At 70.1% G+C, this 22,664-nt stretch carries 24 protein-coding genes; 13 read left to right on the top strand and 11 right to left on the bottom strand.

Annotation, left to right across the window (positions count from 1 at the left end; translation table 11 throughout):
- Positions 1-96 precede the first annotated feature (96 nt).
- Positions 97-570, top strand: a complete 474-nt coding sequence (locus tag OHT77_RS02850; RefSeq protein WP_328826329.1) for a MarR family winged helix-turn-helix transcriptional regulator — start codon at positions 97-99, stop codon at positions 568-570.
- A 10-nt stretch (positions 571-580) separates the two neighbouring features.
- Here the strand turns inward: OHT77_RS02850 and OHT77_RS02845 are convergent, their stop codons facing one another.
- Positions 581-1,777, bottom strand: a complete 1,197-nt coding sequence (locus OHT77_RS02845; RefSeq protein ID WP_328826328.1) for a PP2C family protein-serine/threonine phosphatase — start codon at positions 1,775-1,777, stop codon at positions 581-583.
- Between the two features lie 65 nt (positions 1,778-1,842).
- Complete coding sequence (locus tag OHT77_RS02840; protein ID WP_328826326.1) at positions 1,843-3,006, bottom strand: PP2C family protein-serine/threonine phosphatase; 1,164 nt, start codon at positions 3,004-3,006, stop codon at positions 1,843-1,845.
- A 149-nt stretch (positions 3,007-3,155) separates the two neighbouring features.
- Here OHT77_RS02840 and OHT77_RS02835 point away from each other — a divergent pair, with 149 nt between their 5' ends.
- Entirely contained in the window at positions 3,156-3,641 is a 486-nt protein-coding gene (locus OHT77_RS02835; RefSeq protein WP_266778821.1) for a MarR family transcriptional regulator, read from the top strand.
- Between the two features lie 219 nt (positions 3,642-3,860).
- Here the strand turns inward: OHT77_RS02835 and OHT77_RS02830 are convergent, their stop codons facing one another.
- The 4 genes from OHT77_RS02830 to OHT77_RS02815 form a co-directional block, all read right to left on the bottom strand.
- Positions 3,861-4,433, bottom strand: a complete 573-nt coding sequence (locus OHT77_RS02830; protein WP_328826325.1) for a Dps family protein — start codon at positions 4,431-4,433, stop codon at positions 3,861-3,863.
- A 98-nt stretch (positions 4,434-4,531) separates the two neighbouring features.
- Positions 4,532-6,334: a thiamine pyrophosphate-requiring protein gene (locus OHT77_RS02825; RefSeq protein ID WP_328826324.1), complete on the bottom strand. Its 1,803-nt coding sequence runs from the start codon at positions 6,332-6,334 to the stop codon at positions 4,532-4,534.
- A gap of 155 nt (positions 6,335-6,489) precedes the next feature.
- Entirely contained in the window at positions 6,490-6,669 is a 180-nt protein-coding gene (locus tag OHT77_RS02820; protein WP_328826323.1) for a hypothetical protein, read from the bottom strand.
- Positions 6,670-6,788: 119 nt separating this feature from the next.
- Complete coding sequence (locus tag OHT77_RS02815; protein WP_328826322.1) at positions 6,789-7,616, bottom strand: alpha/beta fold hydrolase; 828 nt, start codon at positions 7,614-7,616, stop codon at positions 6,789-6,791.
- Between the two features lie 278 nt (positions 7,617-7,894).
- Here OHT77_RS02815 and OHT77_RS02810 point away from each other — a divergent pair, with 278 nt between their 5' ends.
- The 3 genes from OHT77_RS02810 (at position 7,895) to OHT77_RS02800 (ending at position 10,486) form a co-directional block, all read left to right on the top strand.
- Positions 7,895-8,791: an alpha/beta fold hydrolase gene (locus tag OHT77_RS02810; protein WP_328826321.1), complete on the top strand. Its 897-nt coding sequence runs from the start codon at positions 7,895-7,897 to the stop codon at positions 8,789-8,791.
- A gap of 168 nt (positions 8,792-8,959) precedes the next feature.
- Complete coding sequence (locus OHT77_RS02805) at positions 8,960-9,679, top strand: DUF3592 domain-containing protein (protein ID WP_443047901.1); 720 nt, start codon at positions 8,960-8,962, stop codon at positions 9,677-9,679.
- A 63-nt stretch (positions 9,680-9,742) separates the two neighbouring features.
- Positions 9,743-10,486, top strand: coding sequence for a class I SAM-dependent methyltransferase (locus OHT77_RS02800; RefSeq protein WP_328826320.1), 744 nt, complete (start codon positions 9,743-9,745; stop codon positions 10,484-10,486).
- 37 nt (positions 10,487-10,523) lie between these two features.
- Here the strand turns inward: OHT77_RS02800 and OHT77_RS02795 are convergent, their stop codons facing one another.
- Positions 10,524-11,021, bottom strand: a complete 498-nt coding sequence (locus OHT77_RS02795) for an ATP-binding protein (RefSeq protein ID WP_328826319.1) — start codon at positions 11,019-11,021, stop codon at positions 10,524-10,526.
- A 169-nt stretch (positions 11,022-11,190) separates the two neighbouring features.
- On the opposite strand from OHT77_RS02795, the gene OHT77_RS02790 reads away from it, so the two are divergent.
- The 3 genes from OHT77_RS02790 to OHT77_RS02780 all read left to right on the top strand — a co-directional run bounded on the left by OHT77_RS02790 (position 11,191) and on the right by OHT77_RS02780 (position 13,451).
- Positions 11,191-11,553 (top strand): STAS domain-containing protein, encoded by a 363-nt coding sequence (locus OHT77_RS02790; RefSeq protein ID WP_328826318.1) that lies wholly within the window; start codon positions 11,191-11,193, stop codon positions 11,551-11,553.
- Positions 11,554-11,614: 61 nt separating this feature from the next.
- Complete coding sequence (locus OHT77_RS02785) at positions 11,615-12,379, top strand: maleylpyruvate isomerase family mycothiol-dependent enzyme (protein WP_328826317.1); 765 nt, start codon at positions 11,615-11,617, stop codon at positions 12,377-12,379.
- Between the two features lie 254 nt (positions 12,380-12,633).
- A protein-coding gene (locus tag OHT77_RS02780; RefSeq protein ID WP_328826315.1) for an IS5 family transposase occupies positions 12,634-13,451 on the top strand; the annotation gives its coding sequence in 2 pieces (ribosomal slippage) (positions 12,634-12,985 and positions 12,985-13,451; 819 coding nt in all).
- 27 nt (positions 13,452-13,478) lie between these two features.
- Here OHT77_RS02780 and OHT77_RS02775 read toward each other — a convergent pair.
- Positions 13,479-14,105 carry a TetR/AcrR family transcriptional regulator gene (locus tag OHT77_RS02775; RefSeq protein WP_328826314.1) on the bottom strand — a complete coding sequence of 209 codons (627 nt, stop codon included), beginning with the start codon at positions 14,103-14,105 and terminating at the stop codon, positions 13,479-13,481.
- A 112-nt stretch (positions 14,106-14,217) separates the two neighbouring features.
- Here OHT77_RS02775 and OHT77_RS02770 point away from each other — a divergent pair, with 112 nt between their 5' ends.
- Both OHT77_RS02770 and OHT77_RS02765 read left to right on the top strand, forming a co-directional pair.
- Positions 14,218-14,952 carry an SDR family NAD(P)-dependent oxidoreductase gene (locus OHT77_RS02770; RefSeq protein WP_328826313.1) on the top strand — a complete coding sequence of 245 codons (735 nt, stop codon included), beginning with the start codon at positions 14,218-14,220 and terminating at the stop codon, positions 14,950-14,952.
- A gap of 323 nt (positions 14,953-15,275) precedes the next feature.
- Positions 15,276-16,238, top strand: coding sequence for an ATP-dependent DNA ligase (locus OHT77_RS02765; RefSeq protein ID WP_328826312.1), 963 nt, complete (start codon positions 15,276-15,278; stop codon positions 16,236-16,238).
- 287 nt (positions 16,239-16,525) lie between these two features.
- Here the strand turns inward: OHT77_RS02765 and OHT77_RS02760 are convergent, their stop codons facing one another.
- Positions 16,526-16,819 carry a DUF5133 domain-containing protein gene (locus OHT77_RS02760; protein WP_328826311.1) on the bottom strand — a complete coding sequence of 98 codons (294 nt, stop codon included), beginning with the start codon at positions 16,817-16,819 and terminating at the stop codon, positions 16,526-16,528.
- Between the two features lie 311 nt (positions 16,820-17,130).
- Here OHT77_RS02760 and OHT77_RS02755 point away from each other — a divergent pair, with 311 nt between their 5' ends.
- Positions 17,131-17,313, top strand: coding sequence for a hypothetical protein (locus OHT77_RS02755; protein ID WP_328826310.1), 183 nt, complete (start codon positions 17,131-17,133; stop codon positions 17,311-17,313).
- 102 nt (positions 17,314-17,415) lie between these two features.
- Here OHT77_RS02755 and OHT77_RS02750 read toward each other — a convergent pair whose 3' ends face one another.
- A complete protein-coding gene (locus OHT77_RS02750; RefSeq protein WP_328826309.1) occupies positions 17,416-19,605 on the bottom strand; it encodes an MMPL family transporter in 2,190 nt (729 codons plus the stop codon).
- A gap of 302 nt (positions 19,606-19,907) precedes the next feature.
- On the opposite strand from OHT77_RS02750, the gene OHT77_RS02745 reads away from it, so the two are divergent.
- Together OHT77_RS02745 and OHT77_RS02740 are read left to right on the top strand one after the other, a co-directional pair.
- Complete coding sequence (locus OHT77_RS02745; RefSeq protein WP_328826308.1) at positions 19,908-20,327, top strand: hypothetical protein; 420 nt, start codon at positions 19,908-19,910, stop codon at positions 20,325-20,327.
- A 50-nt stretch (positions 20,328-20,377) separates the two neighbouring features.
- Positions 20,378-21,613, top strand: coding sequence for a 4-hydroxybenzoate 3-monooxygenase (locus OHT77_RS02740; RefSeq protein ID WP_328826307.1), 1,236 nt, complete (start codon positions 20,378-20,380; stop codon positions 21,611-21,613).
- 40 nt (positions 21,614-21,653) lie between these two features.
- Here the strand turns inward: OHT77_RS02740 and OHT77_RS02735 are convergent, their stop codons facing one another.
- Positions 21,654-22,439: an alpha/beta hydrolase gene (locus OHT77_RS02735; RefSeq protein WP_328826306.1), complete on the bottom strand. Its 786-nt coding sequence runs from the start codon at positions 22,437-22,439 to the stop codon at positions 21,654-21,656.
- Positions 22,440-22,664: the final 225 nt, after the last annotated feature.

The raw sequence follows: 22,664 nt of genomic DNA, 5'->3' as shown, positions 1-22,664 counted from the left end.
CCGCAGACGGGGCCGCTTGGGTGTGGGAATCTCGGGTAGGCCAACCCCATGAGCGGCGAATCACCACACTGCCGACTTCCCTGAGGCGTTGAACTCTTGGCAGCCCATCGGGAGGCGGACCGGACACCGGCACAGGCGGATGGCAACGACGCCGTCGCGGGCCGGATCGCCGATGCCGTGGACGGCCTGGCCGAGCTGTGGACAGCGGCGGCGGCCGAGGCGTCGGTACGGCTGTCCCCACATCAACTGCGCGCCCTGCACGCCCTGGAGGCGGAGCCGGGCGCGAACCTGACCCTGCTGGCCGAGCGGCTCGAGGCGGGCCTGCCCACGGTGAGTAGGCTCTGCGACAGGCTGGAGGCGGCCGGGCTGCTGCTCAGGGAGGCCGCGCCGCACAACCGCAGGGAGATACAGCTCTGGCTCACCGCGCACGGCCGGGACGTGCTCGCGGAGGTGGCCGAGCTGCGGTCCCGGGCGCTGACGGAGGTCGTGAGCGGCATGGCGGCGGACGACCGCGCGGCCCTGGAACGCGGGCTGCTGGCGTTCGTAGCGACACTCACCGGGGGCGGGTGACCCCCTCGGGTCACGACTCGGTGGCGTCGCGTCCGTTCCAGTCCAGGCAGACCACGGCCGCGTCGGCGGTCAGTTCCGTGCTGCCGAAGTGCTCGATGAGGCTCGCCACCACCGACCGCGCGACCTCCTGCGGAGCCTGCGTCGGCGCCGTGTCCAGGGCCCGGCGCAGCGAGTCCTCGCCGAACAGGTCGCCCTCAGGTGAGCGCGTCCCGTGGACGCCGGTGCTCACCGCCACGAGCCGGTCCCCGGGCCGTACGGTGAAGATCTGCTCCTCGTAGGCGGTCTCCTCGAACATGCCGAGCGGGAGCTGTGCCTCCAGTTCGATCTGTTTCACCGTGTCGCCGCGCCTCCGGTAGAGCCGCGGGGAGCCAGCGTCGACGGCCTGGACCGTGCCGGTCGCGAGGTCGAAGCGGAGCAGCAGCGTCGAGGCGTAGACCTTGCCGCCGAACTGGGCGTACACCGCCTGGTCGGCGAGCCGGGCCTGGTCGGCGAGGCTCACCCCGGCCCGGCGGGCGTTGCGCAGGGCACCCACCGTGACGCTGGTCAGCAGGGAGGCGTCGATGCCCCGGCCCATGCCGTCGGTGACCGTCACGGTGAGGCGGCTGCCGTCGGTGCTCCAGTCGAAGTTGTCGCCGCCGACGGTGTACGCGGGCTCCAGATGCGCGCCGATCACGAACTCCGGGCGACCGCAGCCGCGCCCCGGCAGGAGCTGCCACTGCATCTCGGCGGCCAGCGTGAGGCGCCGGGTACGGCGGGCCAGGAGGTACAGGTCGGTGTCGCGCTCCGCCGTGGCGACCTCGTGGCCCAGGGCGGTGGCGAACTCGGCGAGCCCGCGCACCCCGGCCGGGTCGGCGCCGGCGGCGGGCAGCCGGGCGGAGAGCACACCGTGCCGGTCGCCGCGGACGGTGACGGGCACATACACGGTGGCCGTCCCGTCGCCCTCCGCCTCGACGACGGGCGTCTGCAGGGTGAACGCGCGTCCAGCGGGGCCGTCGTAGGCCGACAGAGGTTCGCCGGTGCTGTCCGCCGCCGGGGCGACCGGACGCAGCACCCGCAGGCCGTAGTCGGCGAGGAGGAGGCTGACCTCGCGGGCTCCGGCCCGGTCGGCGAGCAGGCGGCGGGCCGTCCCGACGAGATCGTTGGGCGGGGACGACCGCAGCTCGCTCTCCACAGACGGGAGCGATTCAGAGGTGCTCACGGCGTTCACCCTTCCGGCTCAGTGTCTTCACACTAGCGCCACGCGGGTGGGTGCGGGGGATGACGGGGCGCACGTCACCGCCCCCGCCAGTCCAGGCACACCACCAAGGCGTCGTCGTCCGGGGTCGGTGTGCCGCGGTGGCCGGTCAGTTCGCGCAGGACGGCCCGCGGCACCTCGGCGGCGGGCAGCAGCCTGGTGTGCTGGATCGCCCGGGCCAGCGCGGCCTCGCCGTACGCCTCACCCTTCGGAGAGGCGACCGCGTACACCCCGTCGCTGACGAAGAGGAGCCGGTCGCCGGGCTCGACCCGGAAGTCCTGCTCGATGTAGTCGGTCTCCTCGAACATGCCCAGCGGCAGCTGTGCGTCGAAGGTGATCCGCTCGACCACGCCGTCGCGCAGCCGCATCGTCTGCGGCGAACCGGCGTCCACCACCTTGGCCCGCCCGGTGGTGAGGTCGAAGTCGAACATCAGCACCGACATATGGCTACGGCCCTGGTAGTGCGCGTACACCGCCTGGTCCGCGAGAGCCGCCTGGTCGCCGAGGCGGATACCGGCCCGGCGCGCGTTGCGCAGGGCGTTGACCGCCAGGTTCGTCAGGAGCGACGCCTCTATGCCCTCGCCCATGCCGTTCGAGACGTAGAGCGTGAGGTGGTCGGCCGTGGCGGACCAGTCGAAGTTGTCCCCGTGGATCGCGTACGCGGGCTCCAGCTGCGCGCCCAGGTCGAACTCGGAGCGCGAGCACGAACGGCCCGGCAGCAGCTGCCACTGCATCTCCGCCGCCAGGGTGAGCCGGTCCTTGCGCCGGGCCCGCAGATACAGGTCCGTGTCCCGCTCGGCGACCAGCACCTCGTGGCCCAACACCTCGGCCAGTTCGGTCAGTTCGGGCAGACAGTCGCGCACGTGGTCGCCGCCGGGCAGCGTCACCGAGAGCACGCCGAGCCGGTCACCGCGCACGCTGATCGGCAGATGCACGCGCACGCTGCCGTCCCCGAGGTTCCCCTCCACGAAGGGCTCCTGGGCCCCGAAGGCGCGGCCCGCGGGCGTGTTGTGCACGGACACCGCGGGCAGGGTGTGCGGCAGTTCGGTCACGGGCTGGAGCACGGTCAGGCCGTAGTCGGCCATGAGCAGCTCCACCGAGTCCGCCTCGTACAGCCGGCCCAGCTCGCGGCCGACGACGTCGGGCAGCTCATGGGGGGCTGCCGTGCGCAACGCCCGCTCGACAGCCAGGAATCTGTTCACGATCGTAGGTATGCCAATCTCTCACCCGAGGCACGCGTCACCCGCTCCTGCGGTGGGCCGTACGGCCCCGGCGTCGCGTGTCGTCTCGTCCATCCGTGTCCGTTGCGCGTGCCTAGTAGGCTGGGGCTCGTCCCTGTGCCTGCGAGAGTGTGACTGTGACGTCCTTCCACCCCCGCCCCGAGCCCGACGAGGTCGCGCGCGTCACCTCTACGGCCGCGGAACTGCTGGAAGTCCTGTGGGGGCGTGCCTCGACGGCGCCCGCGTCCGCCTCCCAGCTGCGTGTGCTGTTCATCCTGGAGCACCACGAGGGCATCAACCTGCGGACTCTCGCCGACCATCTCGCCTCGACCCCGCCGTCGACCAGCAGGCTGTGCGACCGGTTGCAGGCCGCCGGGTTCGTCGACCGCGAAGTGAGTCCCACGGACCGGCGCGAGGTGCGCCTGTACCTCAGCAGCCTGGGGCGGGCCTTCCTGTCGGACCTGCGGGCCCGGCGCGAGGAGGCGCTCGGGGCGGTGCTCGAACAGATGCCGGCCGCCGGGCGCAACGCGCTCCTCACGGGCCTGGAAGCGTTCTGTGCGGTGGCGGCGGCGCAGATACACGACCACGACGACTCCTCGGGCAGCCGTACCGCCTGACCGAGCAGACCGACAGCCGCCCACCAGGCGGCTGTTCGTTGTTCGTGGCCGGCGCACGGAGTGGCCTCCGCCGACCGGGGCATCCCAGATCCTTCCCCTGCTGCGATGACACCCGCTACTTTCTTGCCTCATGGCCATAGTTGTCAAACGGCAAGTTTCGCGGGTGCCGGTGCCGACATGTGGTCGAGCAGGGGAAGTTGGGTGGAGACTCCGGGCCGGTCAGCCCAGTTCGGCGCCCTTGGCGGCGGCCTCGGACTCCGAGTGCGCGTCACTGGTGGCGAGGGTTCCGCCCGCGCTCTCCAGGTGCGCCCGCACGAACCACTGGAACTGCTCCAGGTCGCGCAGCTGGCCGATCAGCAGGTCCTCGGTGGCGGGATCGATGTCGCCCGCCTCCTTGACCGCGGCCCGGAGGTCCTCGATCAGCCCCGTGTAGACGAGGTTGAGCGCGCCGAGGTGGGCGATGGCGTCGGCCCGGCCGATGGAGTAGTCGTCCCAGGTGCGCTCGGCCACCAGCGCGCCCGGCGTGCCCGGTGCCACCCCGCCGAGTGCGGCGATGCGCTCCGCCACGTCGTCGGCCATCTCGCGCACCTGGTCGACCTGCGGGTCGATCATCTCGTGCACGGCGATGAAGTGCGGTCCGACGACGTTCCAGTGCACGTGCTTCAGCGTCAGGTGGAGATCGTTGAGCGAGTGGAGCCGCTGCCGCAGCACACCGATCAGTCGGCCCGCGGCCTCGCGCTCGATTCCGGGAACGGTGTACTTCGGGGTCAGGTCCTTGATCTCCGCGGTCATGGTTCACCTCTGGTCGTTCGGTAGGGCGTGCGGTTCCTTACCTGATCACGAGTGCCCCTGTCCGGCGAGGTCAGACATCCCGTTTTGTGCGTGATACGTCACGATCGGCCCGTGGGCCGTCCACCGGGCAGCAGATCCTGGATCTTCGCCTTGAACCCCTGCTTGACCATGGCCGTACGGTCGCTGTCGCCCTTGAGGACGGACGACGCGGCGGCCTCGATCTGCTCCAGGGAGGAATGCGGCGGGATCGGCGGTACGGCGGGGTCGGTCACGAAGTCCAGCACGCACGGCCGGTCCGCCGCGAGCGCGCTCTCCCAGGCGGCGGTCACCTCGTCCGGCTTCTCCACCCGGATGCCGGTCAGGCCGAGGGAGCGGGCGAAGTCGGCGTAGGCGACGTCGGGGAGCGACTGGGAGGGCACGAACTGCGGGGCGCCCTCCATGGCACGCATCTCCCACGTCACCTGGTTCAGGTCCCGGTTGTTGAGCACGGCGACGATCAGCCGCGGATCCGCCCACTCCTGCCAGTACTTGGCGACGGTGATCAGCTCGGCCATGCCGTTCATCTGCATCGCCCCGTCCCCGACCAGCGCGATGGCGGGCCGGTCGCCGTGCGCGAACTTCGCCCCGATGACGTACGGCACCCCCGGACCCATCGTGGCGAGCGTCCCCGACAGCGAACCGCGCATCGCGCCCCTCAACTTCAGGTGCCGGGCGTACCAGTTGGCGGCCGAACCGGAGTCGGCGGCCAGGATCACGTCGTCCGGCAGCAGCCCGCTGAGCGCGTGCACGACGTGCTCGGGGTTGATCGGATCGGCCTCGACGGCGGCCCGCCGCTCCATGACCTCCCACCAACGGGCCACGTTCGCCTCGATCTTGATCCGCCACGACGGGTCGTCCATCTGCTCCAGCAGCGGCAGCAGCCGGCGCAGCGTCGCGCCGGCGTCACCGACGAGATTGACCTCGAAGGGGTAGCGCAGCCCCACCATGTGCGGATCGATGTCGATCTGCACACCCCGCGCCTTTCCGAACTTCGGCAGGAACTGCGAGTAGGGGAACGACGATCCGATCACCAGCAGGGAGTCGCACTCGCGCATCATCTCGTACGACGGCCGGGTGCCCAACAGGCCGATGGAGCCGGTGACATAGGGCAGGTCGTCCTCCAACGCGTCTTTGCCGAGAAGGGCTTTGGCGACCCCGGCCCCGAGCCGGTCGGCGACCGCCTTCACCTCCTCGCGGGCACCCCGGGCGCCCTGACCGATCAAGATGGCCGTTTTTCCACCGGAGTTGAGGACATCGGCGGCCCGCCGCAGATCGTCGTCGTCCGGCACCGCCGTGTAGTGCGGCATCCCCAGACTGGAGGGCACCATCTTGAAGGCGTGCTCGGGCGGCGTGTAGGCGAGTTCCTGGACGTCCAGCGGGATGATCACCGCGGTCACCGAGCGGCGGGCCATGGCGGTGCGCATCGCCCGGTCGATGACGTTCGGCAACTGCTCGGGCACGGTGACCATTTCGCAGAAGTCGGAGGCGACGTCCTTGTACAGGCTCAGCAGGTCGACCTCCTGCTGGTAACTGCCGCCCATGGCACTGCGGTTGGTCTGCCCGACGATCGCCACGACGGGCACGTGGTCGAGCTTCGCGTCGTAGAGGCCGTTGAGGAGATGGATGGCGCCGGGGCCCGAAGTCGCCGCGCAGACACCGACCTTGCCGGAGAACTTGGCGTAACCGACGGCCTCGAACGCGGACATCTCCTCGTGCCGTGACTGGACGAAGCGCGGGTTGTCCTCCGCGCGGCCCCAGGCGGCGAGCAGGCCGTTGATGCCGTCACCCGGGTAGGCGAAGACGTGGGTGACGTCCCACTCGCGCAGGCGCTGGAGAACGTGGTCGGCGACTGTGGTGGACATGGGCGGGGTCCTTCCGGTGGCGTGGTCCGTCCGGTACGGGCTGCCTACGGGTACCCCGGAAGGTGACTTTCCTCGCCGTCTTCGGGACGACGACATGCCGCGGGCCGGAAGCCCATGGCATCCGGCCCGTCTGTCGGCGCTGTTCCTCCGGCTCGTCAGTCGTCGCCTCTGACGATGTTGCCCTCGATCAGGGTCTGCGGGGGCGGTGTCACGCTGCTGTCGTCGACGGGCGGGACACAGGTCCTCACGGCCTTCCCGCCACGGCGGCGGGCCTTGGCCCAGCCGGTCTCGGGCGGCAGATACACGTCTTCCTTCTTTGTGGTGCGCGCGGTCACAGCGCTTCAACTTCTCTCTCTGTGTCAGAAATGTGCGGTCGCGGGTGCTAGACGTTCGGGTCCCCGTCGGGCGGGGACTCAAACGCGTTCTGGGACATTCGGCACCGGGACCGCCGCGATCAACTCCGCGCGAACTCGAGAAGATCGGCGTTGAACCGCTCGGCGAACTTGGGCACCATCGCCAGTCCGTGCGGAGCACCCGGATAGACCTTGTAGACCGCGTCCTTGACGAGTTTCGAGGATTTGTCGCCGGAGGCCACGATGGGCACGATCTGGTCGTCGTCGCCGTGCACGATCAGGGTCGGCACGTCGATCTTCTTGAGGTCCTCGGTGAGATCCGTCTCGGAGAATGCCTTGATGCAGTCATAGGCGCCCTTGATTCCCACGGTCATGCTCCACAGCCAGAACTCGTCACGAGTTCCCTGGGTGACCGTCGAGTCGTCGCGGTTGGCGCCGTAGAAGGGGGCGCTGAGATCCTTGTAGTACTGCGAACGGTCCGTCTCCACACCGCTGCGGATCTCGTCGAAGACCTCGATCGGCAGGCCTTCCGGGTTCGCGTCCGTCTTGAGCATGAGCGGCGGGATCGCGCCGAGCAGCACCGCCTTCGCGACCCGGCCGGAGCCGTGTCGGCCGAGGTAGCGGGTGACCTCGCCGCCGCCGGTCGAGTGCCCGACGAGGATCACGTCGCGCAGATCCAGGGCCTCGATGACCGAGGCGAGGTCGTCGGCGTACGTGTCGAGGTTGTTGCCGTCCCAGGGCTGGTCCGAGCGTCCGCCCCCGCGCCGATCGTGGGCCACGGCCCGGAAGCCGTTGTCCACCATGAATTTCAGCTGGGGATCCCACGCGTCGGCGGTCAGCGGCCACCCGTGGGAGAAGACGACGGGCTGCCCGGATCCCCAGTCCTTGTAGAAGATCCGTGTGCCGTCCGAGGTCGTGGCGAAGGGCATGGTGATTTCCTCTCCAACCGAGTTTTCGTGCCCGAGCCGGACGGTGAACACCACGCCACGAAACCACTAGCGGACGTACGACGGGAAATCGACGGAAAAGGTCAGCAGCGAGAGGCGACCGGAATGAGCACGTCGTCGACGTCACTCTAGTCCAAGTGGGGAACTTCAGCGTGTCGAGCGGCTTCCTCCGCCACTTCCACCGTAACCCGGGGGGTGGGCGAAAAACGTCAGACTGTGGTTCGTTCTCTCGCTCCCGTGCGATGGCTACCGTTTCGGCCATGCCAGAACTGACCGCACACGACGTCGGCCCGTCCGGAATCGACATCGCCTATGAACGCTTCGGTGACCCCGGGGCACCACCGGTCCTCCTGATCATGGGAGCGGGCGCGCAGCTGATCAACTGGCCGGAGGGGTTCTGCCGGGAACTGGTGGACCGGGGCCTGCACGTGATCCGCTTCGACACCCGCGACGCCGGCCGGTCGACCCACTTCCCCGACGCGCCCGTACCCGACCTCCCGGCAGCCCTGGCAGGTGACTTCTCCTCGGCGTCCTACACGCTCTCCGACCTGGCGGCCGACACCGTCGGCCTGCTCGACGCGCTCGGCCTCACCGGCGCCCACCTCGTCGGCTCCTCGATGGGCGGGATGATCGCCCAGATGATCGCGATCGAGTACCCGGACCGGGTCCGCTCGCTCACCTCGATGATGTCCACGACCGGCCAACCCGGCGTCGGCGAGGCCGACTTCTCCGTGTTCGCCGACCTGGGAGCACCACCGCGGGACCGGGAGGCCTTCATCGACTGGCAGGTACGCGCCCTCCGCCTCGCCGCGTCCCCAGCCTTCCCCTTCGACGAGACCGCGGCGGCCGAACGGTCCGGACGCGTCTTCGACCGCGGCTACGACCCCCTCGGCATCCAACGCCAGGGCCTCGCGGTACTGGCCACCGGCGACCGCACCGAACGCCTCCGGTCCCTGCGGGTGCCCACCCTGGTCGTGCACGGCACCGCCGACATCGTCTGCGACATCAGCGGCGGCCACGCCACGGCGGCGGCCGTCCCCGACGCGGAGTTGCTGATCCTGGAGGGAATGGGCCACGGCCTTCCGGAAGAGCTGTGGCCCGAACTGGCCTCTCGTATCGGTGAGTTAGTGCACCATGCGGAGCCTGTGACCACCTGACCGCGTCGGCACGGCCCGCGCCGCGGACGTTCGGCGCGTCTAGGATCCACTGCCGTGGGGGAATCAAACACCGCACCTGCCAAGGGGGTTGTCCTGGCTGGCGGTCGCACCCGGGTGTGGGTGGAGCAGGGTGCGCTGCACTGGAGACGGGGACGGACGACAGTGGTCGTGCCCGGGATGCGGATCCGCCGGGTCGAGGCCACCGAGGAGTCGCTGACCGTACTCCTCTTCGAGGACGCGCAGGCCGACACGGCCATGACGGTCCGGCATCGCGACCGGGACACGGCCGCCGCGCTCGGCACGGAGATCGAGGCGATCATGAGCGACGCCGACCCGTCGCTGAACAAGTTGCCGCTGCAACGGTATTCGGCGCGGCCGTGGCCCCTGCGTACGCCGGCCGGCCTCCGTGACGGCAGCCCCTGGCGGCGGCGCGCGCTCTGGTACGTGGTCCTGGGGCTGCCGTCGGCCGTGTGGCTGCCGGCGGACCCCTTCCTGGGGGTCTTCGCCTGGCTGTTGCTTCCCGCGGGCGTCGCCTTGCTGCGCCTGTGGGTGATCATGTCCGAGCTGGACACACGGTGGGTGCTGTGGCGGCGGGGCATCACCGTCCACGCGACGTACGAGGCGGACCCGGACAGCGAGGGCACCCATGACTGCGTCGTCCGCTTCCGCACGCTCGACGGCCAGGAGGTCACGGCGCGCCCGGCATCGCGCGGGCGGCGCGACGAGGTCCGCTACGACCCCCAGGACCCCTCGCGTGTCCTCGCGCCGACCCGCGTGGCCTGGCTGGGAGTTGCCCTGGCCGCGTTCTCGTTGACCGGCCTCTGGGGCATTGCCCTCAGCATCCCGGCGATGGTCTGGGTGGCCGAGGTGCTGGGCTCGGCGTTGTAGACGAGACGTCCGCGACCGGAAAGTCGTTGGACAACTTCCGCTCCGGCAGCCAGCGTTGGCGTAATGCAGCAGGAGCAGATGTGGAACTCCGACGTCGCCCAGCGGTACGACACGCCCGGCACCGGAATGTTCGCGCCCGAGGCGCTGGAACCGACCGTGGAGCGGCTCGCGCAACTCGCGGGGGAGGGGGCCGCGTTGGAGTTCGCTGTTGGGACCGGGCGGGTGGCCGTGCCGCTCGCCGGGCGGGGAGTCCCCGTCACCGGGATCGAGTTGTCACGGCCGATGGTGGAGCAACTGCGCACCAAGGCCGACGAAGCGACGATCCCCGTCGTCATCGGGGACATGGCGACCACCGTCGCGCCCGGGACGTACAGCCTCGTCTATCTCGTCTACAACACCATCTCGAACCTGCTCACCCAGGCCGAGCAGGTCGAGTGCTTCCGGAACGCGGCCCGCCATCTCACGGCGGGCGGACGGTTCGTGATCGAGCTGTGGGTGCCGGAGTTGCGCAGTCTGCCGCCGGGGCGGACCGCCACCGTGTGGCAGACCGACCGGGACTACATCGGTCTGGACACCTACGACGTCCTCAACCAGCATGTCGTGTCGCACCACTTCCACTTCGACGACACCGAGCAGGCGCAGCTGTACCGCAGCCCGCACCGGTACATCTGGCCTGCCGAACTCGATCTCATGGCGCAGCTGGCCGGCTTCGAGCTGGAGAGCAGGCATGGGGACTGGTCCGGCGGCGAGTTCACCGCGGACTCGCGTTCGCATGTCTCGGTCTACCGGATCCCGCTGACCTCGTAGCCGTAGCCGTAGCCGTAGGGGTCTCGGTATCGCGGTTTCAACTTGGCGGAGTCACTGGGGACGTGTCGACAGCGGCCTCGGCGGGAACGTCCGTCAACGCTATGCGGGCGGTGATGCGCTTGCCCACCGATTCGCGTCGGGCCTCGAAGCCGTGTGCCACCGCCCGTACGATCTCGAGGCCGTGCTGTCCCACGCGTTGGGCGTCCGCGCCCTGGGCCACGGGGAGCTGTGGGTCGGAGTCCCACACCTGCACCTCGACCAGGCTGTCGACGATCCGCAGATCCATCAGCACCGGACCGGGCGCGTATTTGCGGGCGTTGGTGACCAGCTCACTGACGACCAGCTGCGTGAGATCCATCGCCCGGGCCGACACCGGCAGCCCGAACTCGGCCCGGGCCCGGGTCAGGAAGGTGGCGGCCAGTTGGCGGGCTTCGGCGATGCATGAGCCGTCACCGTCCAGTGCCGCCGTGGACCGTATGGCCCGGTCCCGGGCCTGCGGTGCTGTGTCGTCGTCGTCCGATGACTCTGGTTCCATCAGGATCGTTTCACCGCCTTCCGCGTGCCCCGCGCATACCCCGTGAGATAACAACCACTCGTCAATGTCCATAGGCTCCACCAGACCCGGGCATCAACCGTACGATGCGGGGCAGCACTTCGGATGAAATCCTGATCCGTAGCGCTCACCGACTTGTGTATGAGGACAGATGGTGGACACCGAACAAGCGGGGCAGCCGGGGCGGTTGTCGGTCAGGACCGACGTCGTCGACGGCATTTTTGTCGTGGCCCTGGCCGGAGAGATCGACCATGAGACAGGCGGCGCGGTGAGGGAGGCGCTGGACCTGCCGAACAACGCCGCACCGCATGCCGTCATCGACCTGAGTCAGGTCACCTTCATGGACTCCAGCGGTATCAACATCCTCATCGCCGTCCACCGCACCCTCGCCGAGGCGGGCGGCTGGCTGCGGCTGGCCGGGGCCGCCCCGCCCGTGCTGCGCATCATCCAACTCGTCGGCATCGACGGAATCATCACGTGCCACCCGACGGTCCAACAGGCCCTCGGGCACTGACCCACGCGGTGCCCCGGATATTCGCTGCCCGGCCGTCGGGGCGCGGTGGTAGACAGTCCGTGTGACAGAGAACCTGGAGTTCCCCGCCCTGCTGCGCCTGATCGACGAACGGTCGGCCGCGTTCCGGGCCGCTGTCTCCGCCGCGCCGAGCCTCGACGCCCAGGTGCCGACCTGCCCCGAGTGGACACTGCGGGATCTGGTCGAGCACCTGGGCGGGGTGCATCGCCGCTGGGCCGCCAACGTCGCCGCTGGACCTGCCGACGGCCCGTCCGGCACCGTCCCGGAGGCGCCGAAGGAACCCGACGCCCTGCTGGCCTGGTCGGCGGAGTCCACGGAGCAACTGCTCGGCACCCTGCGGGAGTTCGGCCCGGATCGCGGCTGTTGGACGTGGTGGGGCGGCTCCCAGTCACCGCAGACCTCCGGGGCCGTAGCCCGCCACCAGGTCCAGGAAGCCTCGGTGCACACCTACGACGCGCAGATCACCCTGGGTGCGTCGCAGGCCCAGGCGCTGCCCGAGGAAGCGGCACTCGACGGCGTCGACGAGTTTCTCTCCACCTGCTGCGCGGGCACCGACCCCTGGCCGCACGAGCCCGCCACCGTCGACTACCACGCCACCGAGGGCCGCTCCTGGCGCCTCACCCTCTCCGCCGACGGCGCCCGCGCCACCCGTATCCCCGCGGCCGCCACCGGCGCCGACGCCTCCCTCCGGGGCCCGGCCGGAGACCTGGTCCTGGTGCTGTACGGCCGCATCCCGGTCGAGTCGCTGGACGTGGAGGGCGACGGAAACCTCTTCGAACTGCTTCTGGCCTGGGACCCGAGCGCGTAGGCGGGACGGCGGGGGAGCGTCGGCGATCTGGGGCGGCCTGCCTGGGAACGATCGCGCATGCGGACGGCCGGGGCAGGCCCCGCTCTCGACTTCGAGTCGCCATGCGCGCGCTGCGCTTCCCGCACCGTGACGTCCGCTGACCCGGTGGGCCGGCCCGATCCTCCCCGCACCCGGGGTGAACAGCGACTCTAACTGTCTCTAACAAAAGTGGGTTGATCATGTGACTGTCGGCTTGATCGCTCGTTGGTGAGGGCATGGGGAAGCGTCAGTCGCGGCCGTGGATCGTGTCGGACGAACTGTGGTCGCTGATCGAGCCGTTACTGCCTGAGCCGCCGCCGAAGCAGGTCGAGGGGCGGCCACGAGTACCTGACCGTCAGGCCCTGTGCGGGATTCTGTTCGTCCTGCACACCGGGATCCAGTGGGAATACCTGCCGCAGGAGCTGGGCTTCGGTTCGGGGATGACGTGCTGGCGTCGGCTGGCGGCCTGGAACGAGGCCGGCGTGTGGAACCAGCTGCACCAGTTGCTGCTGAACAGGCTGCGGTCGAAGAACCAGCTGGACTGGTCGCGGGCGGTGATCGACTCCTCCCATGTCCGGGCCGCGCGCAGGGGCCCAAAAGCGGTCCCAGCCCGGTCGATCGCGCACGTCCGGGCAGCAAGCACCACATCATCACCGACGGCCAGGGCATCCCGCTCGCGGTCTCGCTGACCGGCGGCAACCGCAATGACGTCACCCAGCTGCTTCCGCTGCTGGACAAGATCCCGCCAGTGGCCGGAGTGGTCGGCCGGCCGCGCAGGCGGCCCGACATGCTCTTCGCGGACCGCGGCTACGACCACGACAAGTACCGCCGACTCCTGCGCCGGCGCAACATCCGGCCCGCGATCGCCGAGCGAGGCCAGCCGCACGGCACCGGCCTGGGCACCTTCCGCTGGGTCGTCGAGCGGACGATCTCCTGGCTGCACGGCTTCCGCCGGCTGCGCATCCGCTGGGAGCGACGCGACGACATCCATGAAGCCTTCCTCGGTCTCGCCGTCTGCCTGATCACTCACCGCCACGTTCAGAGGCTTTGTTAGGGCCAGTAAGCCCGCGACCGTCGCCCGTCACGCCCGCTTCATGCACGCCTCGACGTGGTCGAGCATCGAGTCCAACGCCACCTCCAGCGGCCTGACTTGGCGCTGAAGCTGGGTGAGCAGCAGGCCTCCCTGGAGTGCGGCGAGGAGCGCGAGGGCGAGATCGTCGGGGTCGGTGTCGAGCTCACCGCGGTCGTGCATCTTCTGGAGGCCCTCGCGGATCGCCGACTCCCAGCGCAGGAAGCCGCTGGCCGCGACGAGCCGTGCTTCGGGGTTGGTCTCCGCGATCTCGCTGCCGAGGGAGCCGATAGGGCAGCCGCCGCGGCACTGCAGCCGGAGCTGGTACTCCACCAGCGCGTCCCGCCACTGCCGTAGGCCCTTCATGGTGTCCAGCCCGGCGAAGAGCGGTTTCTGCATGTCCAGGACCGCCTCGGTCTGGAACTCGATGACGGCCAGCAGCAGTTCCTGCTTGTCGGCGAAGTAGTGGTAGATCTGCGAGCCGCTCACGCCGGCGGCCGCCCGTACGTCCTCCAGCGTCGCCTCGGTCACGCCCCGCTCGTACATGAGCGTCGCGGCGGCGGCCACTATCCGGCGCCGGGTCTCCTGCCCCTTGCGGGTGAGCTTCCTCTGCGCGGGCCGTCGCGTCTCGGTCGTCATGGTCGTAACGCTAACAGATTCTGGATTGGACAACCCATTTTTAGCGGACGATTGTGGGTCACCTAACCCACTCCGGCCGCAGTGCGCGGCCGGATTCCCGGAAGGAACCGGAATGGAACTCTCCGACAAGGTCGCCCTCGTCACCGGATCGACCGGCGGCATCGGCGCCGAAACCGCCCGGCTGATGGCCACCGCCGGCGCCGAGGTCGTCGTCTCCGGGCGCAACGCCGAGCGCGGGGCCGCGACCGTGCGGTCGATCACGGACGCCGGCGGCAAGGCACGCTTCGTCGCCGCCGACCTCACCGACCCGGCCGCTCTGCGCCGCCTCGCGGAAGAGGCCGGACCCGTCGACATCCTGGTCAACAACGCCGCGATCTTCCCCGGAGCGCCGACCGTGGACCAGGACCCCGGCACGCTCGACGAGACCATCGCGGCCAACATCCGCGCCCCGTACCTCCTCACCGCGGCGCTGGTTCCCGCGATGATCGCCAGGGGCTCCGGCAGCATCGTGAACGTCAGCACCATGGCCGCCCGGATCGGCATCCCCGGGCTGTCCGTCTACAGCGCCACCAAGGCCGCGCTGGAGTCGCTGACGCGCACCTGGGCGGCCGAGTTCAGTCCGGCCGGTGTGCGGGTGAACACCGTCGCGCCGGGTCCTACGCGGACCGACATGGTCCTGGACACCATGGGGGAGGAGAACGCCGAGCAGTTCGCGAAGACGACGGTGCTCGGCCGGCTCGCGGCCCCTCGCGAGATCGCCGAGGTGATCCTCTTCCTCGCCTCGGACCGCGCGAGTTATCTCACCGGCGTCACGCTTGCGGCGGACGCGGGGCGTACCGCCGTCTAGCGCTCTGACGGCACAGGTACGCCGGTCGGTGGTCATGGCGGTTGGGTGGGCGGTGACGTCGGATCCAACCGCCGGAGGCCCCGTGGCCGAGTCCGGCCGTGCGTGTGGGCTGTTCAGTCTGAGGGGCGGAACCTGTGGTGGATCGTGCGCCTGGGCCGTAGTGGCTCGGTGCGCTGCCGGTGGGCGATGGTGCCGTCGGGCTCGGTCCAAGGGCATGCCCTCGGGAGACGGCGTGGCTCCGGAGTGCCCCGCACCGCTGAAGAGGCGAGGGACGGCGTGGCCCCAGAGTGCCCCGCACCGCTGGAGGGGCGAGGGTGGTGTCCATGGTCACCCTGCCGTCGATCGCGCCCATGCTCGCGTCACCCGGCCGGCTGCCGTTGCCGGGTGGTGATGACCGGTGGGCGGTCGAGACCAAGCAGGACGGTCAGCGCGTGCTTGCCTATCTTTCGGGGGATGGGACGGCGTTGTTCCGTTCTCGTTCGGGCGAGAACATCACCTCGGGGTATCCGGAGCTGCAAGCCCTGGGAGAGGTGTTCCGAGGAATGCCGGCGATCCTGGACGGTGAGATCGTCGCCCTGGACGAACGGGGGCGGGCGGACTTCGGGCGGCTGGCGTCGCGGATGGGGCTGGTCCGGTCACCGGCCGGCGTGATCGGTCGGGCCGCCCGGCGGGCGCCTGTTCATCTGGTCCTGTTCGATGTCCTGTTCCTCGGTGGCGACAGCCTCCTGGCGGAGCCGTACACCGAGCGACGGGAGGCGCTGGAGTCCCTGGGGCTGGACGGGGAGCGCTGGTCGGTGCCGGGCGTGGTGGTCGGCAGCAGTGCGCGGGCACTTGAGGCGACCCGTGCGGCGGGTCTTGAAGGGATCGTGTGCAAGCGGCTGACGTCCCGTTACGAACCCGGGGTGCGCTCACGGTCGTGGATCAAAATCAGGAACCTGGTCACCACCGACGCGATCATCGGTGGGTGGATGCCGGGCAAGGGGCGCCTGAACGGGCTGCCGGGTGCGCTTCTTCTCGGGCAGCGGCACGAAGGGCGGCTGCGGTACATCGGCAACGTCGGCACCGGGTGGAGCGAGCGCGAACGGGCGGAACTGTCCGAACTCCTGCGCGTCGCCGCCACCGCGGACTGCCCCTTCACCCCGGTCCCGCCGGTCACGGGCGCCCACTGGGTGCTGCCCCGCCTGGTCAGCGAGGTCACCTACGCCACACGCACCCGGGCCGGCTACCTCCGCCACCCCTCCTGGCACCGCCTGCGGCCTGACCTCGCCCCTGAGGACATCGCGTAACCCGAGGACGGAGGCCGACCTGAACTGGGAACCAGCGGACGTCGCGCGCTCACCAGGTGTGAACGTGCCGTCCTCGAATCCGGCGTCGGAGACGTGCTGTTGGAGACCACAGCCGCGTCGGTCGGCCGTGTCTTCCTGGCCGTCCGGCCCGACCAACACCAGCCGTGCGGGCAGGTAGTCGTCGGGCCGGTACACCAACTGTGCGGTGTCCAGTGCCTCTTAGCTGTCCGTCAGCAATGCGAAGCCGGGTGTGCCGACTGCCGCGGGAGCGTCGCCAGGGCGCTCCGTCACGCCACCAACTCCCTTTCCCCGGAGGCTGTTTCGCCGGAGGAGCCCAGGGGGCCCGCAGAAGTGGAGGTGAGGGTGAAGGTCCGCCGATGGGGGGAGCCGGAGGCCGTCGCGCGTGAGCACAGCCGGTCCGCGGCGGTCAGGGCCTCCTCGACCGTGCGGGTGCCGGTCAGCACGCACAGGGTGTAGGCGGCGTTCTGCAGGGAGACGGCGACGGCGATGTTCCCGTCGGCCGCGAGGGCTCGATAACGGTCGACCGCCTGCTGCAGTACGGCAGGGTTCGGCACGATCACGTCAGACCTCCGCGTTCTCGGCGGAAGCCGGACTCGTCGGCTTGCTGTCGGGATGGAACGGAAGGGGCACGATGACGCTCCTCTATGGGGAAGAAGGCGTGCCTGCTGACCGAAGCACTGGGCTGCGATCGCTAGTGCCCCCTCCCGACGATCCGAAACGGGCGCAGTTTCCGACGCTGTCCCGGCCAAGGCCCGGTCACCGCACACCCGTTGAGGTCGCACCGGCCGTCGACGTCAAGTCGTCACGCGCGCTCCGGGAACGGGCCCCGGCGTCCGCCCCCTGGGTTCTGGGGGATCACCGGGAGGGGGCGTTGAGGGACGGGCCGCGGGCGATGCGGGCGCGCGGTGAACTGCCCGAACCGATCGGCCCCGACCGTTTCGCCCTCGCGCCGCTCGCCGCCGTCCAGAGCGGGCTGCTGCTGACCCGGGCCCGGCGCGACGCCGTCGCGCTGGAAGCGCCCCTCGACTGCCTGCGCGGGCACGACGACCGCTGACGCCGGTTCCTTCCTGCCCCCGGGCGCGCTCATCGTCGTAGGGAGAAGACTGCGGGCCCTGTCCACCGGCCGTGGAGGCTGGTGGACAGGGCCCGCGTACCGCTAGCCCCGACGGCTCGCCGGGTCGTGGGTGACCGCGTCCTCGTCACCCGTGCCGGAGACCGGGCCCGGGGTGTCGGAGGCGTGGCCGCCCGCGGTTTCCTGGGTGCGGTCGGCGTGGCCGGGCCACCAGGCCGCGTGGCCGATCAGCGCCGTGAGGCTCGGCGTGAAGAACATCGCCATCACGAACGCGGCGACGGCGATGCCGAAGGAGACCGCGAAGCCCATCTCCGTGAGCAGCGCGTTGCCCGCGAGCATCATCGTGGCGAAGGTCGCCGCGAGGATGAACCCGGCCGCGGCCACGGTCGGTCCCGCGTGCCGCAGCGCCATGCTCGCGGCCTCGCGTGGATCGCGGCCCTCGCGGGCCTCCTCGCGGAGCCGGGCGATCATGAGGATGTTGTAGTCCGTGCCGATGGCGACCACGAAGAGATACATGATCACCGGGAGCATGAACATCAGCCCCGGATGCCCCTGAGCGTCCTGGAAGATCCAGACCGTGGCACCGAGCGTGGCACCGAAGCCGAGACCCACCGAGGCGATGAGGTACCACGGCGCTACCACACTGCGCAGCAGCAGCCCCAGGATCAGCATGATCAGCAGGGCGGCGACGGGGAACACGGTCCGATAGTCGTGGTTGACCGCGGTGTTGATGTCCTTGTAGATCGAGGACATGCCGCCGACCAGTGCCTTCGTGCCGTCGGGCGCGGAGGCGTGCGCGACGTCCCGCACCCGGCCCACCGCGTCGATCGCCTTCTCCGTGGACGCCTCGTACTTCAGCGTGACCGTGAAGTCCGCCGTCGTACCGCCCGGGTTGAGCTGGCTCATCCGGGCGCTCGCGACACCGTCGACGGCGCCCAGCTTCTCGGCGTAGGCCGGGAAGGCGGACTTGTCGAGCGGCTTGCCGTCGGTGCTGGAGAGGTAGACGTCGGTGGGGGCGGCCGCGCCCGCCGAGTACGCCTTCTGCATCTCGTCCTGGACGACCATCGACTCCTTGGTCTTGGGCATGGAGCCCGAGGCCAGGTCGAAGGTGGCCTTGTAGCCGAGCGTGCCGAGCGACAGGGCGACGAGGACGAGCCCGGAGAGCGCGGCGGTCAACGCGGGCCTGCGCTGCACACCACGGCCGAGGGCGGCGAACCGGGCGTTCTGCGGCTCCTGTTGCCACGACTTCGATGGCCAGAAGACCTTCGGCCCGATCAGCGACACCACGGCCGGGATCAGCGTCAGGCCCGCGATCAGGGTGACGGTGACCGAGATGGCCAGCGCCGGACCCATCTGCTTGAGGAAGCCGAGCGTGGACAGCACCAGCGCGAGGAACGCGATGATGACCGCGCCGGCGGCCGAGGCGATGGCCTCGCCGACCCTGGCGACCGCGTTGATCATGGCCTGCTTCGGTTCGTCACCCGCCCGCAGGCGTTCTCTGTACCGGAACATCAGGAACAGGAAGTAGTCCGTGCCCACGCCGAACAGCACGACGATCAGGATCGACGACACGGAACTGTTCGCCTGCAGCCCGAACAGCTTGGTGGCGTACGCGATCAGCCCGTTGGCGATGGACGCCACCACGCCGATCAGGACCAGGGGGAGGACGGCGAGGATCGGCGCGCGGAAGATGATCAGCAGCGTCACCAGGATGATGAGGAACGTCCCGATGCCGATCAGTGCCTCGCCGCGTTTCGACGAGTCCTGCTGGTCGAGCGCCTGCGCGGCGGAACCGCCGAGCTTCACGTCGAGATCGGTGCCCTTGGCCAGCTGTTTGACGTCGTCGCGCAGCACCTTCGCGGCATCCGCCTGCGCCGGCTGACCGGCGTTCTTGCTGTCCATCTGCACCAGGGTCATGGTGTACCTGCCGTCCTTGGACGGCTGGCCGGGGACCACCTTCTGCACCTGGTCGATGTGCTTCTTGCCCAGCTCGGTCGTGATCCGGGCGACGTCCTTCTGGTCGGCGGCGGTGAGCTTGCCGCCGTCGGAGCGCTGGTACAGCGCGATCGCGGACGGGGTGAAGGCGCTGGGGAACGCCTTCGTCTGGAGATCCGCCGCTTTGATGGACTCGTAACTCTTGGGGAGGAAACTGCTCTCGTCACTGTTGGAGGGCAGGCTGGGCGCCGTGGCGACAATCGCCACGGCCGCGATCAGCCATGCCACGATCGTCCAGACGGGATGTCTGACGACCCCACTGCCAATACGTCGAAACATGCGGGAGGTCCTCCTGGGAAGGAAGATCACCGCAGCCCGGGGAGCGGACCCCGGCATCGGCGACCCCGACCGGCCTTCACCCGTGGGGCCGGTCGAACGGTTGTCTACGTGCTTTTCCTATCGGTCATACGGGAAGATTCATAACACACGCACAAGGGGTGCGAACTCGCGGTAGCCCCGAGCCGTCCCCGCCGCGCTCCGGCCCACGATCGAGTGGTTGCCTGTGACCCGCCCTCCACCACCACGTTGACCCCGCTGGGCAGCACATCCGCTGCCGCCGGAGAGTGCGAGGAGCGTGCGTCATGGGAACTACGAAGTGGTCTACGGCCCTGGGGGCCGCGGGGTTGGCCCTCGCCGCCACCGTCACCACCGTCGCGACACCCGCGTCGGCGCACGCGCTCCGCGCCGGGCGCATGGTGCTCACGAACACGGACAACGGCCGGACGGTCGCCGCGATCGTCGGCGGTGACGTCGAGGTCCGGCTCACCCACTACCGCGAGCGCGGACTCACCTACACCTGGACCGCGGTGGCCGCCAGCGACTCGGCCGTGCTCGGACACAGGTCCGACGTCACGAACCCGGTCGGCGACGCCTCGGCGGTCTACCGCGCGGCTGCCGCCGGCACCGCCACCGTCAGCGCACAAAGGCACTGCGTCCCCGACCCCGGGAACCTCTGCCCCCTGATCGTCGAGACCTGGAAGGCGACGATCCAGGTCAAGTGACCCGGCGGCCGGGCGCTCCGCGTCGGTAGGGTGATTCCGGAGGTGGTCAAGTGACCGACAGTGTGCGGGAGTTGAGCGAGTCCCCGGAATCCGCGACCGTGGTGGTGATCGGCGCGGGCCCGGCCGGGCTGACCGTCGCGAACCTGCTGCGGAGCGCCGGGATCGACTGTGTCGTCCTGGAGCGGCAGACCCGGGAGTACGTGGCACAGCGCCAGCGCGCGGGCATCGTCGAGACCCGCGCGGTCCGCATGTTCGACTCCTGGGGCTTGGCCGACCGCGTCCTCGGTGGCGTACCGCACGACGGCATCCTCGAACTCCGGGTCGACGGCGAGCCCCACCTCGTGTCCGACTCCGACGGCTCGGCGGGCCCCACGGCCCGTATCTGCCCCCAGCAGATGCTGGTCCAGAAGCTCACCGCCGCCTACCTGGAGGACGGCGGCGACCTCCGCTTCGAGGCGGCGGACGTCTCCCTGCACGACCTGACCGGCGAACACCCCACCGTCCGCTACCGCACCCCGGACGGCGGCCTCCGCACCATCGCCTGCTCCTACGTCGCGGGCTGCGACGGCGACCACGGCATCAGCCGCAGCGCCGTGCCCGACGGGGTCCTCACGCCGTACGCCTTCGACCACGGCATCGGCTGGCTGACGGTCCTGGCGGATGCCCCGCCGCCGGCCCACCCGCTCCTCGCCGTCAGCGAGCAGGGTTTCGCCGCGCACTTCCCGCGCGGCCCGTACACCAGCCGCTACTACCTCCAGTGCCCGCCCGACGACGAGCCCGGCGCCTGGTCCGACGCCCGTGTCTGGGATGCGCTGCGCACCCGGCTCGGCGATCCGGACCTGGTCTCCGGCCCGATCACCGACCGCGAGATCTTCCGCCTTCGCAGCCTGGTCCACGACCCGATGCAGTACGGCCGCCTCCACCTCGTCGGCGACGCGGCGCACATCGTCTCCCCGATGGGCGGCAAGGGCATGAACCTCGCTCTCTACGACGCCGACCTCTTCGCCCGCGCCGTACGGGACGCCGTCCACGACCACGACGACACGGGTCTGCGGACGTACTCGGCGCGGTGCCTGCGCCGGGTCTGGAACGACCAGGAGTTCTCCCAGTGGATGACGCGCATGCTCCACGACGCCGGTGACGCCGCCAACTCCGGGCTTTTCCAAAGGGGTTTGGCCCGCGCCCAGCTCGACCGGCTCTTCACGTCCGCCGCCGCGGGCGGCGCCTTCTCCGAACTCATGACGGGCATGGACTTCGGAGAGGACGCCGGGCCGCGGTCGCGTTGAGGGACCGGCGTCCGGCCGTCGGCCGGACGCCGGTCTCCCGTCAGGCCGCCCTGGGCACGTCGGCCCGGCTCAGATGCCGGGCGAAGAAGCGGGCCGCGCTGTCCGCCTCGAACCTCGGGAGCTCCTTGTGGCGGCCCGAGTTGACGTGCAACGACTTCTCCTTCGAGGCGAAGGCGTCGAACAGCGCGAGACCGGACGCGCGCGGGATGTGCTCGTCGTCCCACTGGAGCGCGAACTCGATCGGCACGGTGATCCGCCGCGCCGCCTCCGCCAGGGCGTCGTCGTACCAGAACTGCCCGAACACCGCGGCGGTGATGCGGGGTTCGACCGCCGTCAGCGGGACGCCGATCGCGGTGCCCATGTTGATGCCGTAGTAGCCGACGGGTCCCCCGGTGCCGATCTCCGGGAGCTCTTGGAGGGCGTCGAGGGTCGCCAGCCACTCCGGTACGGCGCGCTCGGCGAGGTGGGCGTTGTAGCGGACGACGATCTCGCCGACCGGTTCGCCCGTCGCCATCGCGTGCTGCATCGCGGCGATCTCCCGCTCATCGTGCGCGGTGCGCGGCCGGTCGCCGTGGCCGGGGGCGTCGAGGGTGGCCACGTGGAAGCCGCAGCCGTTCACGAGCCGGTCGGCCCGGCCCGCCATGGCCGGTGCCTTGCTGTCGGTGCCGCCGCCGTGGCCCATCAGGACCAGGGGAGCGCGTACGGACGGGGAGTCGGCGGGGGACCAGAGCGCGCCGGTCAGGCCGTCGACGGTGAAGTCGCGGACGAGGACGCCGTTCGACGATGTCTCCGCGGTGAACCGCACTGTTTTTGTGGAGAGTTCCATGGTGTTGCCTTTCGGGATCGCCTTGATGTGAGGCGCTCCCGGCGACACCTATGCCGCTGGCCCAACCGTGGCGAAAAGGGGGAGCACCCACCTGGTTACTGCGTTCATGGGTCCCACCTCCTCGCGGTCTTTCACGGCCTCCGGGAAGGTAGCAGCCCGGTCGCCGTCGCGGCCACCGCTTTTTCCGACCCGCCTCCGCTGCATGCGCGTACATCTAATGTTCTT

Source organism: Streptomyces sp. NBC_00252 (assembly GCF_036187565.1).
Lineage (GTDB): Bacteria > Actinomycetota > Actinomycetes > Streptomycetales > Streptomycetaceae > Streptomyces.
The sequence above is the reverse complement of the archived record's forward strand: the minus strand, read 5'-3'. Positions and strand labels throughout refer to the sequence as shown.